This window comes from Streptomyces sp. NPDC102279 (assembly GCF_044766365.1).
GTDB lineage: Bacteria > Actinomycetota > Actinomycetes > Streptomycetales > Streptomycetaceae > Streptomyces.
This window is the reverse complement of the sequence record NZ_JBIWLU010000006.1, coordinates 448934-464997: the sequence shown is the minus strand read 5'-3', so window position 1 is coordinate 464997 and position 16064 is coordinate 448934. Positions and strand designations below refer to the sequence as shown.

General features: G+C 72.5%; 18 protein-coding genes. 3 read left to right on the top strand and 15 right to left on the bottom strand.

Going from position 1 to position 16064, the window contains the following annotated elements; translation table 11 throughout:
- Positions 1-8: 8 nt before the first annotated feature.
- Positions 9-872: a phosphatidylinositol-specific phospholipase C/glycerophosphodiester phosphodiesterase family protein gene (locus ACIRQH_RS17675; protein WP_404226505.1), complete on the top strand. Its 864-nt coding sequence runs from the start codon at positions 9-11 to the stop codon at positions 870-872.
- A gap of 104 nt (positions 873-976) precedes the next feature.
- Positions 977-1168, top strand: a complete 192-nt coding sequence (locus ACIRQH_RS17670) for a hypothetical protein (protein ID WP_355866964.1) — start codon at positions 977-979, stop codon at positions 1166-1168.
- Between the two features lie 54 nt (positions 1169-1222).
- Here the strand turns inward: ACIRQH_RS17670 and ACIRQH_RS17665 are convergent, their stop codons facing one another.
- The 8 genes from ACIRQH_RS17665 to ACIRQH_RS17630 all read right to left on the bottom strand — a co-directional run bounded on the left by ACIRQH_RS17665 (position 1223) and on the right by ACIRQH_RS17630 (position 9372).
- Complete coding sequence (locus tag ACIRQH_RS17665) at positions 1223-2452, bottom strand: phosphodiester glycosidase family protein (RefSeq protein WP_404226503.1); 1230 nt, start codon at positions 2450-2452, stop codon at positions 1223-1225.
- A 75-nt stretch (positions 2453-2527) separates the two neighbouring features.
- Positions 2528-2905, bottom strand: coding sequence for a DUF779 domain-containing protein (locus ACIRQH_RS17660; RefSeq protein WP_358816773.1), 378 nt, complete (start codon positions 2903-2905; stop codon positions 2528-2530).
- 262 nt (positions 2906-3167) lie between these two features.
- Positions 3168-4238: a hydrogenase expression/formation protein HypE gene (hypE, locus tag ACIRQH_RS17655; RefSeq protein WP_358816772.1), complete on the bottom strand. Its 1071-nt coding sequence runs from the start codon at positions 4236-4238 to the stop codon at positions 3168-3170.
- Positions 4231-5349, bottom strand: a complete 1119-nt coding sequence (gene hypD / locus ACIRQH_RS17650; protein WP_388870631.1) for a hydrogenase formation protein HypD — start codon at positions 5347-5349, stop codon at positions 4231-4233. Before hypD ends, hypE begins: the two co-directional genes overlap by 8 nt.
- Positions 5346-5684 carry a HypC/HybG/HupF family hydrogenase formation chaperone gene (locus tag ACIRQH_RS17645; RefSeq protein WP_358816770.1) on the bottom strand — a complete coding sequence of 113 codons (339 nt, stop codon included), beginning with the start codon at positions 5682-5684 and terminating at the stop codon, positions 5346-5348. The genes hypD and ACIRQH_RS17645 overlap by 4 nt, the downstream gene beginning before the upstream one ends.
- 13 nt (positions 5685-5697) lie before the next feature.
- On the bottom strand, positions 5698-8058 hold the full coding sequence (hypF, locus tag ACIRQH_RS17640) for a carbamoyltransferase HypF (protein WP_388870628.1): 2361 nt from the start codon (positions 8056-8058) through the stop codon (positions 5698-5700).
- Positions 8055-8942 (bottom strand): hydrogenase nickel incorporation protein HypB, encoded by an 888-nt coding sequence (gene hypB / locus ACIRQH_RS17635; protein WP_404226501.1) that lies wholly within the window; start codon positions 8940-8942, stop codon positions 8055-8057. The genes hypF and hypB overlap by 4 nt, the downstream gene beginning before the upstream one ends.
- Positions 8926-9372, bottom strand: a complete 447-nt coding sequence (locus ACIRQH_RS17630) for a hydrogenase maturation nickel metallochaperone HypA (protein ID WP_358816767.1) — start codon at positions 9370-9372, stop codon at positions 8926-8928. Before ACIRQH_RS17630 ends, hypB begins: the two co-directional genes overlap by 17 nt.
- A 76-nt stretch (positions 9373-9448) precedes the next feature.
- On the opposite strand from ACIRQH_RS17630, the gene ACIRQH_RS17625 reads away from it, so the two are divergent.
- Positions 9449-9889 carry a helix-turn-helix transcriptional regulator gene (locus ACIRQH_RS17625; protein WP_358816766.1) on the top strand — a complete coding sequence of 147 codons (441 nt, stop codon included), beginning with the start codon at positions 9449-9451 and terminating at the stop codon, positions 9887-9889.
- On the opposite strand, the gene ACIRQH_RS17620 is transcribed toward ACIRQH_RS17625, so the two are convergent.
- Genes ACIRQH_RS17620 through ACIRQH_RS17590 form a run of 7 tightly spaced genes read right to left on the bottom strand, consistent with a single transcriptional unit; the run spans position 9865 to position 16042 of the window.
- Positions 9865-9969, bottom strand: a complete 105-nt coding sequence (locus tag ACIRQH_RS17620; RefSeq protein WP_385241307.1) for a DUF6893 family small protein — start codon at positions 9967-9969, stop codon at positions 9865-9867. The two genes, ACIRQH_RS17625 and ACIRQH_RS17620, sit on opposite strands and share 25 nt — an antisense overlap.
- Before the next feature lie 17 nt (positions 9970-9986).
- On the bottom strand, positions 9987-10547 hold the full coding sequence (locus ACIRQH_RS17615; RefSeq protein WP_404226500.1) for a hydrogenase maturation protease: 561 nt from the start codon (positions 10545-10547) through the stop codon (positions 9987-9989).
- Positions 10544-11992, bottom strand: a complete 1449-nt coding sequence (locus tag ACIRQH_RS17610; RefSeq protein WP_404226499.1) for a hypothetical protein — start codon at positions 11990-11992, stop codon at positions 10544-10546. Before ACIRQH_RS17610 ends, ACIRQH_RS17615 begins: the two co-directional genes overlap by 4 nt.
- Position 11993: 1 nt before the next feature.
- On the bottom strand, positions 11994-12635 hold the full coding sequence (locus ACIRQH_RS17605; RefSeq protein ID WP_358816763.1) for a DUF6084 family protein: 642 nt from the start codon (positions 12633-12635) through the stop codon (positions 11994-11996).
- Entirely contained in the window at positions 12632-13327 is a 696-nt protein-coding gene (locus tag ACIRQH_RS17600; protein ID WP_358816762.1) for a DUF5947 family protein, read from the bottom strand. The genes ACIRQH_RS17605 and ACIRQH_RS17600 overlap by 4 nt, the downstream gene beginning before the upstream one ends.
- Positions 13324-14235: a NifU family protein gene (locus ACIRQH_RS17595; RefSeq protein ID WP_388870614.1), complete on the bottom strand. Its 912-nt coding sequence runs from the start codon at positions 14233-14235 to the stop codon at positions 13324-13326. The genes ACIRQH_RS17600 and ACIRQH_RS17595 overlap by 4 nt, the downstream gene beginning before the upstream one ends.
- 25 nt (positions 14236-14260) lie before the next feature.
- Entirely contained in the window at positions 14261-16042 is a 1782-nt protein-coding gene (locus ACIRQH_RS17590; protein WP_388870611.1) for a nickel-dependent hydrogenase large subunit, read from the bottom strand.
- Positions 16043-16064: the final 22 nt, after the last annotated feature.

The window sequence follows — 16064 nt, the reverse complement described above, 5'->3', positions numbered from 1 at the left end:
GGCAGAGCATGGCCCTCACCACCCGCCGCAGAGCCCTCGGCGCCCTCGGCGCCGCCCTCGCGACCTCGGTCGCGCTGCCCGCGTCGCGGGCCCTGGCCGCCGACGCGAAGCCCCGCACCCACCCCCTGTGGCGCGCCCACGCCCACAACGACTACGACCACCCGCGCCCGCTTCTCGACGCCCTCGACCACCGCTTCGGCAGCGTCGAGGCCGACATCTACCTCGTCGGCGACCAACTCCTCGTGGCCCACGACCCGGTGGACCTCGACCCCACCCGCACCCTCGAATCCCTCTACCTCGCCCCGCTGGCCGCCCGCGTCCGCGCGCAGCACGGCTCGGTCTACCGGGGGCACCGCACCCCGCTGCAGCTCCTCGTCGACATCAAGACCGAGGGCTCCTCCACCTACCTCGAACTCGACCGCCATCTGCGCCGGTACCGGCACCTGTTCACGACGTACGCGCACGGCCGGGTGCGGCCCGGACCCGTCACCGCCGTGATCTCCGGGGACCGCGCTGCCCGGGCCCCCATGGAGGCGCAGACCGTCCGGCACGCCTTCTACGACGGCCGGCTCACCGACCTCGGCAGCGCCGCGCCCGCCTCCTTCGTCCCGCTGATCAGCGACAACTGGACGCTCAACTTCAGCTGGCTGGGCGCGGGACCCTTCCCGGACGCCGAACGGGCGAAGCTGCGCACCATCATGGCCACCGCTCACCGGCACCGGCAGAAGGTCAGGTTCTGGGCGACGCCCGACGTGGCGGGCCCGACACGCGACGCCCTGTGGCGCGAACTCCTCGCCGCCGACGTCGACTACCTCAACACCGATGACCTGGGCGGTCTCCAGGAGTTCCTGGACGCCCACGACCGTACGTAGAACATCACTCGTTCGGCGGACACGTCAGCCGCCCGGACGAACTCCCCGCTGGGCCACACTTGCGGCCGAACGCCGCGAAGCGGACGTGGCGGAGGAGGTTGACGATGGCCATTTCCATCTCTGCGGTGCTGCTGCTCCTGGTGCTGGCGGTGATCTTCCTGCGCAACGGGCTGAAGGTCTCCCACGCCCTGGTCTGCGCCCTGCTGGGGTTCCTGCTGGCCAGCACGAGCATGGCGCCGACGATCCACAGCGGACTCACCGCCACCGCGGACATCGTCGGCAGTCTCACCCCGTGACGCTCCGGGGCGTGCCCTGGCGGCCCGCCCCGGAGTCGTGGACGTGACGGTGCCTCACGGGCGGGAGAACACCCCGATGCCGTTCGGCACGGGGCGCTCCGCGCCGCCGGTCGGGTGGTTGAGGACGCTGACCGCATCGGAGCCCGCCTGCCGGGCGACCATCGTCGTGGACCCGCCGCCGTCCAGACTGAAGGCGTCCTGCGACCCCAACCGCCCCATCGCCGCGGTCACTTCGGCGATGGTGAGTCCGCTGCGGAACTCCGGGGCGCCGTCCAGGGCGAGGAGCTGCAGCCGGTGCCCGTGGTCGGAGAAGCCCACGGCTGTCCGTACGGCCGAGGTCCTGTCGTCCAGGCCCGGCAGGGGCACGCCGTCGGTCATCATCGGATAGCCGCCCACCGCGAAGCGGTACGGCACCCGGGACGACCCGGCAACCAGCCTGTGCCGCACGAGGACGCGCTCGCCGACCGACAGCGTCCGCAGCAGCCGGGCGCCCGTCTCACGGCCCACCAGGACCGTGGTGCCCGGCGCGATGCCGCCACCGCCCGGCGTGTCGGCGACGGACGCGACCCGCCCGCCCCGGACCGTCACCTCGTACGTGTCGGTGCTGCACGGCGCCGCGCGCTCGGTGTCGGTCCCGCAGGTGGCGCGCACCCGGGAGACGCCGCCCCAGTCCGAGGTGAACGCGCCGACGGAACCGACCGGGAGCGCGTACTGGTTGAACCCGCCGAGCGGCCAGCTGCCGTCCTCGCTGCGGACGGATCCGTCGAGGTCCAGGCCGTCCAGCCGCGCCCGTCGGTCGACGCCCACCCCGAACACGTCCACGGTGTGCGTGCCGGGCGGCAGCGCGGGCCCGAACCGCTGGCCGTCCGGAACCGCCGCCTTGAGCGCGTGACCGCTCGCGATCGCCGGCCCCACGGTCGCACCCGTGGCCTCGACACCCGGGTGCTGGGACTCCTCGATGTTGAAGAAGTCACCGTTGACGCCGGCGACGGCCCCCTGGCCGCCGGCCAGCCGGGACACGGGCTCCCGGGACGCCACGGCGCCGGGGTACAGCAGGTCGACCCGCACATGTGGATTGCGCAGATCGACGGTCAGGACGTGCGCGTGTGCCACGCCCTTCGCGGCGGGGATGTCCAGCTGGCTGTACTCGACGCCGGGCGCGATGGTCCCGGTGTCCTCCGCCCCGCTGGCCGGTGCCGCCCCCACCAGGGCGGCACCGGCCAGCGCTCCGCATGCCGTGAAGACCGTCAGTGCCGATCTGATCCGTCCGTCGCGACGCGTCACTGTGCCCCCTGATGTCTCGTCAACTTTCCCAGGACTCAGGGGGATTGCACCAGAGGAGGGTGTCCGGGCCGGTGGCTAGCGGCCGACGACCCGGGAACGGATCAGAAAACGCACTCCTTCGGGTGCTTCGAGGGAGAAGCCGCTGCCCCGGCCCGGCACGACGTCGACGGTGAGGACCGTGTGGCGCCACAGCTCGTACTGGCTCTTCGACATCCAGAACGTCACCGGCTCCTCGACGCCCTCGACCTCCAGCTCGGCCAGCAGCACGTCGGAGCCTCCGGTGCGGAACTCGCCGGCCGGGTAGCACATGGGCGCGCTGCCGTCGCAGCAGCCGCCCGACTGGTGGAACATCAGGGGCCCGTGCAGGCCGTGCAGCCGCCGCAGCAGGTCGGCGGCCGCGCGGGTCAGCCCCACGCGCGCGACCTCGTCGGCGTCGTTGTCGTGGTCGTCCATCGGTACTTCCCGTCGGGTGTCACGGCTCGGCTCTCACGGCTCTTCCGCGGGGTGCGGGGCCGCGTGTCGGGCGACCGCCGGAGCGGGGCACGGACCAGCGGACCATCCGAGACGTTGCGACGAGGTTGCACCCGCGGGACACCGGAACCGGCCCCGGTGGCGCCCGCGGGATGCGGGTCGTCACCGGGGCCGGCCAGGGTGTGCGGGGTTGTGGTTGGTCGGTCCGGGCGTGGGACGGCGGCGGGGGAGTCCGCCTGCCCGGTCAGCAGATGCGGGGCAGTTGCTCGCCGAGCGGCATGTCGACCACGCGGGTGCCGCCCAGACCGGTGGCCGCGACGACCATGCCGGGGTGCTCGGGAACGCAGTGGCCGATCACCACGGACTCCTTGCCCAGCGGATGCGCGCGCATCGCCGCGAGGACGGCGTCGGCGTGCTCGGGCGGCACGAACGCCACCAGCTTGCCCTCGTTGGCCACGTACATCGGGTCGAGACCGAGGAAGGCACAGGCGTTGGCGACCGTTTCCGGGATCGGCAGCGACCGCTCGTCGAGCGCGATGCCGACACCCGCCGCCGTGGCGATCTCGTTCAGGGAGGTGGCCAGGCCGCCCCGGGTCGGGTCGCGCAGCACATGGAGGTCACGGCAGGCGGCCAGCATGTCCGCGACGAGTCCGGCCAGCGAGGCGGTGTCGCTCTGGATCTCGACACCGAACTCCAGCCCCTCCCGCACACTCATGATGGCCACGCCGTGCACCCCGATCGGCCCACTGACCAGGACCACGTCGCCTGGTGCCGCACGCTGCGGGCGGATGTCGACGCCGTCCGGGATCAGGCCGATCCCGGCGGTGTTGATGAAGATGCCGTCGCCGTGCCCCGCGTCGACCACCTTGGTGTCGCCGGTGGCGACCACGACGCCCGCGGTGCGGGCGGCCTCGCCCAGGGCCTCGGCCACCCGGCCCACGACGGACAGCTCGACGCCCTCTTCGAGGATGAACCCGCAGGACAGATAGGCGGGTACGGCGCCCGCCATGGCCAGGTCGTTGACCGTGCCGTTCACGGCCAGGTCCCCGATGCTCCCGCCGGGGAAGAACAACGGCCGCACGACGAAGGAGTCGGTGGAGAAGGCGAGCCGGGCGCCGCCCACGTCCAGGTGCGCCGAGTCGCCGAGTTCGGCGAGCACGTCACCTCCGAAGGCGGGGGCGAACAGGTGCTCCACGAGTTCGGCGGAGAGTGTGCCGCCCCCGCCGTGCCCCATGATGATCCTGTCGTGGTCGCGCAGCGGCGCGGGACAGGTCCAGGACGAGAAGTCGACCGGAGCCGACGCGGAGTCAGCCAACGGAACTCGCCTCCTTGCCCCGGGTCTCCAGCCGCCGGTACAGGTAGTACGCGGCACACGCGCCCTCACTGGAGACCATCGTCGCGCCCAGCGGGTTGCGCGGGGTGCACTCCTTGCCGAACGCGGCGCACTCGTGCGGCTTGATGAGCCCTTGGAGCACCTCGCCGCTCCGGCAGACGGTCGACTCCTGCGTGTCGATGCCGGTCACCGAGAAGCGGTGCTCGGCGTCGTACTCGCGGTACTTGGGCGAGAGTCGCCAGCCGCTCACCGGGATCATGCCGATCCCGCGCCAGGCTCGGTCGGTCACCTCGAACACGTCCGCCAGCATGGCCTTGGCCGCGGGACTGCCGTCGGCCTGCACCGCCCGCGGATAGGCGTTCTCCACGGTGTGCTCACCCGCCTCCAGCTGCCGTACCGCGCGCCGGATGCCCTCCAGGATGTCGAGCGGCTCGAACCCGGTCACCACGATGGGCACCCGGTGCTCCTCGGCGAGTTCGGGGTATTCGGCCATGCCCATCACCGTGCAGACGTGCCCGGCGGCGAGGAAGCCCTGGACCCGGCAGTCCGGCGAGCGCATGATCGCGTCGATGGCCGGCGGTACCCGGACGTGCGAGACCAGCAGGCTGAAGTTGGTGATGCCCAGCTTCTTGGCCTGGTAGACGGTCATCGCGTTGGGCGGCGCGGTCGTCTCGAAGCCGATGCCGAAGAACACGACCTGGCGTTCCGGGTTCTCCTGGGCGATCTTCAGGGCGTCCAGCGGCGAGTAGACGACGCGTACGTCCGCGCCCTCGCTCTTGACCTTGAACAGGTCGCGTCCGCTGCCCGGCACGCGCAGCATGTCGCCGAACGAGCAGAAGATCACGTCGGGCCGGGCGGCGATCTCCAGGGCCTTGTCGATGATCTCCAGCGGGGTCACGCAGACCGGGCAGCCCGGTCCGTGGATCAGCTCGATCTCCTCGGGCAGGAGCTGGTCGATGCCGTGGCGGATGATCGAGTGCGTCTGACCGCCGCAGACCTCCATGAGCGCCCAGGGCCGCGTGGTGATCGCCCTGATGTCGTCGAAGAGCCGTTTGGCGAGGACCGGGTCGCTGAACTCGTCCAAGTACTTCATGGCCGCGCCTCCTTCTCGACGCCGTCCGTGGGCGGCAGTCCGGTTCCGGCGGGGCGTTCGGCGCCGGCGTCGCGGGCCGCCTTGCCCCACGCGTCGCCGAACTCCTCCTCCAGCACTCCGAGGTTCTCGAACAGTTCCAGGGTCTGCTTCGCCGACTCCTCGTCCAGCCGCTGCAGGGCGAACCCGACATGGACGATGGCGTAGTCCCCGACCTGCATGTCCGGCACGTACTCCAGACACACGTCCTTGACGACACCGCCGAAGTCCACCTTGGCCATCCGCGTCGCGTCGCGTTCCTCGATCTCCAGCACTCGGCCGGGTACGGCCAGACACATGACGCGCTCCTCGCTAGTCCTGTGCTCGGGCGGCGACGATCAGCTGCCCGAGGGCAAGACCGCCGTCGTTGGGGGGAACCCTGCGGTGCCGCAGCACGGTGAAGCCGTCCCGTTCGAGGACGGTGCCGCAGCCCTCGGTGAGCAGGGCGTTGCAGAACACCCCGCCGCTGAGGGCCACCGTGCGGATTCCGGTGCGGTCTCGTGCCACCGCGCACACCTCCTGAACCAGGGCGACCACCGCCCGGTGGAACCGGCGGGCCACCGGCCCGGCCGCGACGCCGTCGTGGACGTCCGCCGCGGCGGCGGCCAGGACCGGTCCCGGATCGGCGATCACGGGCGCCGCGGGGTCCTGGCGGCCCGTTCTCAGGATGAACCGGTACGCGTCGTCGCGCTCGTCGTCGGCCAGCGGGCCGCTCAGGTCGCCCAGCGCCGCGTTCTCCAGCTCCATGGCGGCCTGCGCCTCGTACTCGACCCGGTGGCGGATCCCCGCGAGCGAGGACACCGCGTCGAACAGGCGTCCCATGCTGGAGGTGGGCACAGAGTTGAGCTCCCGCTCCAGCTGCCGTTCGAGCAGCCGGCGCTCCTCGGGTGTCGCGGCGGCGGCGCACGGCAGCGTGTCCGTCCAGGGCAGGCCGGCCGCCCGCAGATGGGACAGCGCCATCCGGTACGGGTTGCGCACGGCCGCGTCGCCGCCCGGCAGCGGGACGTACCCCAGATGGGCGAACCGCCGGTATCCGTCGTAGTCGGCGAGCAGCACCTCACCGCCCCACACCGCGCCGTCGTCCCCGTATCCCGTCCCGTCGAAGGCCACGCCGATCACCGGCGCCGAGCCGTCGAGACCGTGTTCGGCCATGCAGGAGGCGACATGGGCGTGGTGGTGCTGCACCCGGCGCAGCGGCAGCCCGCGTGCCTCGGCGGCGCGGACCGCCCACCGGGCCGAGCGGTAGCCGGGATGCCGGTCGGCGACCAGCAGGCGCGGTGCGACCGCGGTGAGGTCCGTGAGGTGTCCGGTGGCCCGTTCGAAGGCGGTCAGGGTGGCGAGGTCGTCCATGTCCCCGACGTGCGCGGACAGCCAGGCGTAGCGGCCGTCCCCGGCGCAGAAGGTGTTCTTCAGGTCGCCGCCCACGGCCAGCGCCGGCAGCACCGGGACGGGCAGCGCGACCGGGAAGGGGGCGTAGCCGCGCGACCGGCGCACCGGCAGCTCGGCGCCCGCGCAGACCCGGACCACCGAGTCGTCGCAGGGCACGTGGATCGGGCGGTCGTGCGTGAGCCAGGCGTCGGCCAGCCCGGCCAGCCGGATCAGCGCCTCCTCGTCGTCGGTCACGATGGGCTCGCCCGCGCGGTTCCCGCTGGTCATGACGAGGACGGTGGGGCCCGGCGGATCACCGGGCAGACCGAGCAGCAGCCGGTGCACCGGCGTGTACGGGAGCAGGAAGCCGAGGTCGGGGCTGCCGGGCGCGACCCCCGCCGCGACGGCGTCGGAGGCGGCGTCCCGCCGCCGCAGCAGGACCACCGGCTTGCGCGGCCCGAGCAGCAGTTCCTCCTCGACGGGGCCGAGGTGGGCGAGGCGCCGCACGGTCTCCGGGGAGTCGGCGAGCACCGCGAACGGCTTGCCGCCCCGGTTCTTGCGCTTGCGCAGGGCACGGACGGCCGCGGGATCGGACGCGTCGCACGCCAGGTGGTAGCCGCCGATCCCCTTCACCGCCACCACGGCACCCTCGGACAGCAGCCGGCGGGCCTCGGCCAGCGCCTCGGCGTCGCGCGGTGCGCGGAGGTCGCCCGGCCCCGTGCGCAGCGTGAGCCGGGGACCGCAGGCGGGGCAGGCGATGGGCTGGGCGTGGAAGCGCCGGTCGGCCGGGTCGGCGTACTCACGGGCGCAGTCCGCGCACATCGGGAAGTCCGCCATGGTGGTGCGGTCCCGGTCGTACGGCAGCGACGTGACGACGGTGAAGCGGGGGCCGCAGTGCGTGCAGGTGATGAACGGGTGCCGGTAGCGCCGGTCTGCGGGGTCGGCCAGCTCGCTCATACAGGCGTCGCAGGTGGCGGTGTCGGGGGAGACCAGCGTGCGGCCCGGGCCGCCGGAGGAGGGGCGGATGGTGAACAGCGAGCCGTCGTTCTCCAGGGGGACGGCACGCTCCTCGACGGACTCGACCACCGCGAGCGGCGGCGGCCTGGTGCCGATCAGGGCGCAGAACGCGGCCACGGCGGCCGCCGGGCCCTCCACCTCGGCCTCGACACCGCCCGTGTTGTTGGTGACCCAGCCGGACAGGCCGTGCTCCTCCGCGAGGGTGTAGACGAACGGCCGGAAGCCCACGCCCTGCACGACCCCCGTGACGGTGACGTGCCGGCGTTCGCGTCCCGGAGTCCCCGTCACGGCGCGTTCCCCCGTGCCTCGGCCCGGGCCGGGGCGGTCCCGGGCGCTCGGTCGTGCCGATGGTCGCCGCCGGAGGCGGGTCCCTGCCCGCCGCCGTGATCGTGGCCGTCGCCGTCGCCGTCGCCGTCGCCGTCGCCGTCGTGGGCGTGCCGGCCGGGTCCGTCGCCGTGGTCGTGACTGTGCAGGTACCGCTCGTGCTGCCGGGCCAGGACGGGGACGTGCGCCTCCTCGCCGTCAGCGGCGCGCAGGACGTGGGCCAGCAGGGCGTCCACCCCCTCGCCGGTGCGGGCCGAGGTCTCCAGGACCGGAACTCCGGGGTTGACCTGCTCGACACCGCGCAGGAACGCCTCCCGGTCGAAGCCGACGGCGTCCGCGATGTCCGTCTTGGTGATCACCACCAGCTGCGCGAGGCCGAAGGCCGTCGGGTACTTCACCGGCTTGTCCTCGCCCTCGGTCACCGACGCGAGCGCGATGCGCAGCGTCTCGCCGAGGTCGTACGAGGCGGGGCAGACGAGGTTGCCGACGTTCTCGACGAACAGCAGCCGCGTCCCGTCCGGCAGCCAGCCCTCCAGCCGCCGCCGGAGCATGCCCGCCTCCAGGTGGCACAGCCCGTCGGTGAGGATCTGCTGGACCGGGGCGCCCGACCGGGCCAGCCGGGTCGCGTCGTTCTCCGTCGCCAGGTCGGCGGTCACGGCCGCGGCCGGAGTGCCGGCCGCCACCGCCCGCTCCAGCAGCTGTTCGAGCAGGGCCGTCTTGCCGCTGCCCGGGCTGGAGAGCAGATTGACCGCCACCGTGCCGCGGTCACCCAGATAGCCCCGCAGGGCCAGCGCGTTCTCGTCGTTCCTCGCCAGCACGGCCTGATGCAGATCAACGGTGCGGCACATGGCCCGCCTCCTCGTCGCGTGTCGGCAGCCCGGCCGCCGCGGCCCGTGGCCCGTCCTCCGCGCTCTCCGCGCCCGGCGGTCCGTCGGCGAGGACCACCCGGACGATCTCCAGTTCCCGGCCGCCGAGCAGGGTCAGCGTCGCCCCGCAGGCGGCGCACCAGAGCATCGGCGGCATCCCGGTCGGCGCCTCGCGCCCGCAGGCCTCGCAGCGCCCGCGCCCTTCGACAGTGTCGATCAGCAGCCCGGCGCCCGCCAGCGCTGTCCCCTCCGTGGCCAGGGCGAACGCGAAGTCCAGCGCCTCGGGCACCACCCCCGCGAGTTCACCGATCCGCAGGGTCAGCGACGCCACCGCGCGTCCCCGGTCCCGCACGGCCTCCTCGACCTGCTCGACGACGGCCACCGCGATCGACAGCTCATGCACAGCCGTCACCCCCTGTGACCACCGTTCCGTCCCGTGCCGCTCCCGGGTGGGTGGTGAGCGCGCCGCTGGCTACTCTGAGAAGACGATGACTGGCCACGAGGTCGAGCGACGCGCGCTGCTGACCCCGGTGCTGCTCCTGCTGCTGGCCGAACGCCAAGGCCATGGGTACGAGCTCGTTCAGCGCCTGGGCGCCTTCGGCTGTGCCGAGGCCGACCCGGCCCATGTGTACCGGCTGCTGCGGGGCATGGAGAGCAGCGGCGAGGTCACCTCGCACTGGCACGCCTCGGAGAGCGGGCCCGCCCGCCGGGTCTACGCGATCACCCAGCAGGGCGCCATGAACCTCGCCCTGTGGTTCGTCCGCCTCGGCGATCTCCATGGCACCCTGCACCTCTTCCTGGAGCGGTACGTGCAGCTCGACGGTGTCGCCGGTCGCCCGGGACGCGGGGGCGGGGGCCCGGGTGCCGCCGGCGGCGATCCGCCCGATCACGCGCGCACGCCGGATCACATGCGTCGCATGCGCAAGTAGCGGCGGATGTCCGACAGGTTCCTGGCGACCCCGTAGGCCACCACGAGTCCCGCGGCCACGCCGACCCATGTCCATTCCATGCCTGCCTCCATCGTCGTCAGCTTCCTTGGGGTACGGCGCTGTCGCGGCGCACCAGGTCCAGCACCAGGTCGGCGGCGGCGTCCACGACCGCGGCGACCGGAGGCGTCAGCCCCATGCCCTCGTCCGTCGCGCCGGGTTCGCAGCCGATGACGTACACCTCGACGGGAAGGGTGCCGCCCGCTCCGGCGTGCAGGTCGTGCAGCAGCGCCAGCACGGTGGCCGGGTCCATCGCGTGGGTGTCCAGCGGGCCCGGTCCGGGCCGGTCCGTGGGGGGCTCAGGGCCGACGTCGATCGTGTAGAGCGTGCCCGGTGTGCCGCCCCGGCCGACGAGATCCACCAGGACGAGGGTCCGGTAGCCCTCCAGCAGGCGGTAGGCGAGGTGCACCCCGCGAATGCCGACGTCCATCAGTTCGACGGAGGGCGGGAGTTCGGGCATACGGGCGGAGAGGCGCCGCACGGTCTCCACGCCGAATCCGTCGTCCTGGAGGAACACGTTGCCGACCCCGGCCACGAGCACCCGCCCGGTGCCGCCGGGCGCGGCCGCGCCGGCCGGTTCCGTGTGCTCGGGTCCGGTCATGGCGCCGCCCCCTTCCCGTCCTGGAGCCCGTCCCTCAGAGGAACCACCTCGTCGGGCTTGAAGTAGAGGAAGCGGCCCTGGGCGCGCCGCAGGTCTGTACCGGGGTCGTCGTCCACGACGACGGCGAGGTGGGTCTCGCCGTCGAGGTCGCCGACCACGGCCTCGACGGTGGCGTGCCGGCCGACGAGGAAGGAGTCCTGGGCGTCGGAGCGGCGGGCGCCGGGTGTGAGCCGGACCCTGCTGCCGGCCCGTACGGTCGCGCCGTCGATGACCACACCGGCCGGTACCTCCGGGCCGTCGGGGTCCCGTGCCGGGTCCCACCAGGGGTGGCCGGGGCCCTCCGGCAGGCTGAGCCCGCTCTCCGGACCGGCCGGCGCCCCGCCCGGAGCGTCTTCCCCGGTGATGTCGCGAAGGCCCCGGATCGCCCCGTGCAGCCGCTCCCGGACGGCTTCCGGCATGTCGTCGACCAGGTCGATGACCTCCGCGGCCCGGGCGTCCGTGCCGCGGGCCTCGCGCTTCTCCCGGTCGGTGAGCGCGGCCGTGCGCAGCGAGAGGATCTCGTCGATCTCGGTGGCGTCGTAGAGGGGGCCGGGGCTCTCGTCGGCGACGGCGGGGTGGTCCTCCAGGATGATCGGCGAGGACAGCATGACGTCCTCGGTGCCGGGCGGTCCCGCGAGCACCGGCCAGGTGTGGTCGTTCGAGCAGCTCGCGACGAGCGGCCGGGCCCATTCGGGCGGGTCGGTCAGCGAGAGAAACCGTCCGCCGGGCACACCGAGGAGCAGATGGGCGCCGATCATGCTGTGGGCGAGGGCCGTCTCCCTGTCGGTACCGGCCCCCTCCTCCGCTGCGGTGGTGTTGTGCACGCTCACCGTCAGCCGCAGCACCCGGTAGGGCCCGGGCAACTCATCCGTCCGTGGCCGCAGTTCACCGGTCAGCCGCTGCCTGTGCCGTACCAGCCGGCCCACCGTCCGGCCCTCGGCGTCGGTCACCGGCTCGTGCTCGACGGCGGCGGGAAGGTCGAACCGCACCGCGTGGAGGACGGCCTGATCACCCGTCAGTTCGGCGAACGTCTCGTGGACCAGGACACGCTCTTCGTGCCCTTCGTCCCAGGGGACCAACACCCGGTCGGGCAAATCCAGTTCGGGTACCTCGGTGTAGCCGCCGTCCGGGTCGAGACGTTCGACCGTGCGCCGCCGGACGTGCAGGAAGCGCAGTTCGGCGTGGAGCCGGTCGCCGTCGCGGGGCTCCAGCAGGCACTCGGTGCGCTGGACGGCGTGCTCCCCGGTGGTGGCGGTCCAGGCCGGCGGCACCAGAACGCCGAACTGCCAGCGCAGTTGGTTCTTCGCGGCCGACGCGCGGTACGGATAGAGGACGTACCCCTCGAACAGCACCGCGTCCGCCACCGCGCGGGCCTGCTCGAAGCCGTACTCCAGAGGGTTCCTCATCTCACTCGACCCCCTTCGCCTCGGTGCTCGTGAGGAGTTCCTCGAAGACCCGCTCCCAGGAGGGCAGCGCCCGCGAGGACCGGTAGCGCCGCAGGGCGTCCAGTACGTCCAGCCGGACGCGCAGCCAGCCCGAGTTGGGGAAGTACTGCTCGATCATGTTCCGCCAGACGTCCACCGGCATCCGGTACGCGGTCTCCTTGTGCCAGGGCACCGGCTCGGCCCGGAAGCCGTCCCGGCCGGTGAACACCGTGCCGGAGAAGAGCAGCAGCAGCGGAATCTCGCCGCGGGACAGCGCCCGGAAGTACGAGGCCGAGGCCACCTCCGTGTCATAGGTGCACGGCACCGGGAGATCGACCTCCGTCGCGCCGGTGAACCCCGGCACGGTGATGGAGGTGTGGGCGAACTGGAGCGGCTTGAGCGTGCTGCTCCAGCGGTCCGGCTCACCGAACAGGTCACCCAGCATGCCGACTTCCTCCGGGTCGTACGCGCGCCCCGCCGGTTCGATGCGGATCTGGCAGCGCAGCGCGACGGCGTGCACCGGCTGGTGGTCGGCCTCCTCGATGCGCAGCCCGAACAGCAGCGTGGGTCCGGCGCCGAAGGGTTCGGGGCGCACACCGGTGCAGGTGAAGCGGAGATCGGTCACGGGGTGCCCCCGGAGTGCGTGGCCGTGCTCCCGGACTCGGCCGTGCCGGGTGACGCGGAGCCGGTGGCCGCCGTGCGGTCCGATGTCAACGGCCGGGCCGCCGCAGTGATCCGCTCGAAGAACTCCGCGATGTCCGCGCGTGCCTCCGCGCCGCCGTCGAAGCCCTTCCAGTGCAGCCGCATCCGCCCGACGAGCTCATAGCAGACGTCGACCGGGACGAGCGTGCAGGTCACCGGAGTGCCGCGCTCGTGGTGCAGCAGCAGAGCCTCCACGTCCGGTTCGAGGACCTCGGCGAGCCGGCTGCGCCCGAGGACCGCGTCCCAGGTCCGCGGGTCGAGTTCGCTCTCGGTGGCGCCCGCCGGACTCGGGTAGAAGGCCGCGAGCCGGTCGAGGTCGGAGTTGCGGAAGAAGAAGGCGAGCGCGACGGGGATCTGCAGCCGGTTCCAGTCCGCCTCCTCCAGCTCGAAGCCGGGATCGGTGAGGTACCGGGCGGGCACGGCCCGGAAGCGGCCCTGTCCCGCGCCGGGCCGGGTGAACAGCAGATGGCAGGGCGGACAGGAGCACTTCAGGGACCGCCGGGTGGTGTCGACAAGATGCCGGTGCTCGGCCGGCAGCGGCTCACCGCACAGGTCGCAGCGCTCACCGGCCGGGGGCGGCCGCCGGGTGAACTGCTTCAGCACGTCGGCGGTCACGGTCCCGCCCCCAGCAGCTCGCCGGGCAGCGCCACCCGCAGCTCGCCGTTCTCCTCCAGCAGGGGCACGGGCTCCAGATGGGCCCGGTCGCCCCGTCCCGCCCGGTGCACGTCGAAGGTCGCGGCGCACTCCGCGCAGCGCAGCGACTCGCCGTCGAGCACCGCGGGCGCGAGGCTCGTGGCACACACCGGGCAGCGGTCGCGGTAGGCGTACAACTGGCCCGGCAGCCGGACGAGGAGCAGGGACCGGCCGGACACCTCTGTGACACCGGTGGACGGCTCCCCCGACGGCAGTGCGCCGGGACCCAGCACATACCAGCGGGCCTGGTCGTCCGCGTTCTCCGGCGGGCCCGCGCCGGCCGGTGCGTCGTCCGGGCGGTGCGGGAGGATCTGGAGGAGGGCCGGCTGCGCCTCCTCTTCGGTCACCCCCTCGACCTCGATGTGCGCAACCTCGGGGGCGATCCGGGCGATCGCCTCCTCGATGGTCCAGCGCACGGTCTGGGTGGAGGAGGGGCAGCCGTCGCAGCTGCCGCGCAGTCTGAGCCGCAGCGTCGGGCCCTCCTGCGCCTCCAGGTCGAGCCCGGCCACCTCGACGTCGCCCGCGTGGGAGCCCAGATAGGGCCGGACCTTGTCGAGGGCCCGGCCCACCCGGGTCGCGGTGTCCTCGGGATGCAGGTCGTGCAGGATCAGCAGATCGCTGACCAGTTCGTCGGCGGTGAGCACGGCCAGCGGGTCCGCGCCCTGCGGTGCGGCGCCCAGCAGCCGTACCGCACGGGCCAGGCCCTCGCCGTAGAACTCCACCAGAGAGCGCACCAGTTCGTCCGCCGTCTCGCGCGCCTCCGGTCCCGCCTGCTGCGCCAGTTCGTCGAGCAGCGTCTCGATCCGCTCACCCGTCTCCTGTCCGGCCATCGGCAAGCACCTCTCCTGAGGAAGGTCAGACCGCCAGTCCGCTCAGCCCGGTCGGCATGTGCGTCTCCTCGACGGTCCGTCCACCGCCGACGTACATGTGCACGCCGCACGGCAGACACGGGTCGAAGCTGCGGACGGCCCGCATGATGTCGATGCCCTTGAACGTCTCGGGCGGGTTCTCCTCGAAGATGGGGGTGTTCTGCACCGCGTCCTCGTACGGGCCCGGCGTGCCGTAGCTGTCGCGCACGCTGCCGTTCCACGGCGTCGGCGGATACGGGTGGTAGTTGGCGATCTTGCCGTCCCTGATCACCATGTGGTGGGACAGCACGCCCCGCACGGCCTCGGTGAAGCCGCAGCCGATGGACTCGTCCGGCACGTCGAACTTCTCCCAGGTCTGGGTGCGTCCGGCGCGGATCTCCTCCATCGCCTGCTCGGCGAAGTAGAGGGCGGCCGCGGCGGCGTACGCCTGGAAGTAGGTGCGGGCCCGGTTGCGTTCGAGGGCGTTGCTCCACTGCGGGATCGTCCACTCCAGGGCCATCTCCGGCTTGGTCATGGTGCGCGGCAGGTTGATCTGCACGCTGTGTCCGGTCGACTTGATGTAGCCGATGTCGACGAGTCCGGACAGCGCGGTGGACCACAGCCGGGCGATCGGGCCGCCGCCGGTGTCCAGCGCGAGATAGTCCTTGCCGTCGAACCAGCGCGGTGACATCACCCAGCTGTACTTGCCGTCGAAGTCGCGCTTCTGCGGCGCCGGGATGGTGTGCTGGTTCCACGGGTGCCGCTCGTCGACGGGGTTGCCCAGCGGGTCCCGCTCGACGAACTTCTCCATGCCGGCCCAGTCCTCGTAGTACGAGCTGCCGAGCAGGATGCGGATGCCGAGGTTGATGTCGACGAGGCTGTTGGTCACCAGCTTGCCGTCCACGATGACACCCGGGGTGACGAACATCCGCCGGCCCCAGTTCTCCATGTTGGCGTACTGGAAGTCGCAGTACTCCGGGTCGTTCAGCGCGCCCCAACAACCCAGCAGGACACGGCGTCTGCCCACTTCCTCGTAGCCGGGCAGCGCCTCGTAGAAGAAGTCGAAGAGGTCGTCGTGGAGCGGGACGACCCGCTTCATGAACTCCACGTAGCGGGTGAGCCGGGTCAGGTAGTCGGTGAAGAGCTGGATGGTCGCGACCGTGCCGACCCCGCCCGGGTAGAGCGTGGAGGGGTGCACGTGGCGGCCCTCCATCAGACAGAACATCTCCCGCGTGTAGCGGCTGACCTGAAGGGCCTCGCGGTAGAACTCGCCCTCCAGCGGGTTCAGCGAGCGCATGATGTCGGCGATCGTTCGGTAGCCGTGGTCGGCCGCGTGCGGGGCCTCGGTGCGTTCGGCGAGTTCGAGCACTCCGGGGTTGGTCTCGCGGACCATCCGCTCGCAGTAGTCCACGCCGACCAGGTTCTCCTGGAAGATGTTGTGGTCGAACATGTACTCCGCGGCCTCACCGAGGTTGATGATCCACTCGCCGAGGGCCGGGGGCGCCACCCCGTACGCCATGTTCTGCGCGTACACCGAGCAGGTGGCGTGGTTGTCGCCGCAGATGCCGCAGATCCGGCTGGTGATGAAGTGCGCGTCGCGCGGGTCCTTGCCGCGCATGAACACGCTGTACCCGCGGAAGACGGACGAGGTGCTGTAGCACTCCGCGACGCGCTTCGCCTTGAAATCGATCTTGGTGTGGATGCCGAGACTGCCCACGATGCGGGTGATCGGGTCCCACGACATCTCCGTGAGGCCGTCACCGGCCGGCTTGTTCGTCGCCGTCGCCATGGTGCCGCGCCGCCTTCCTGTC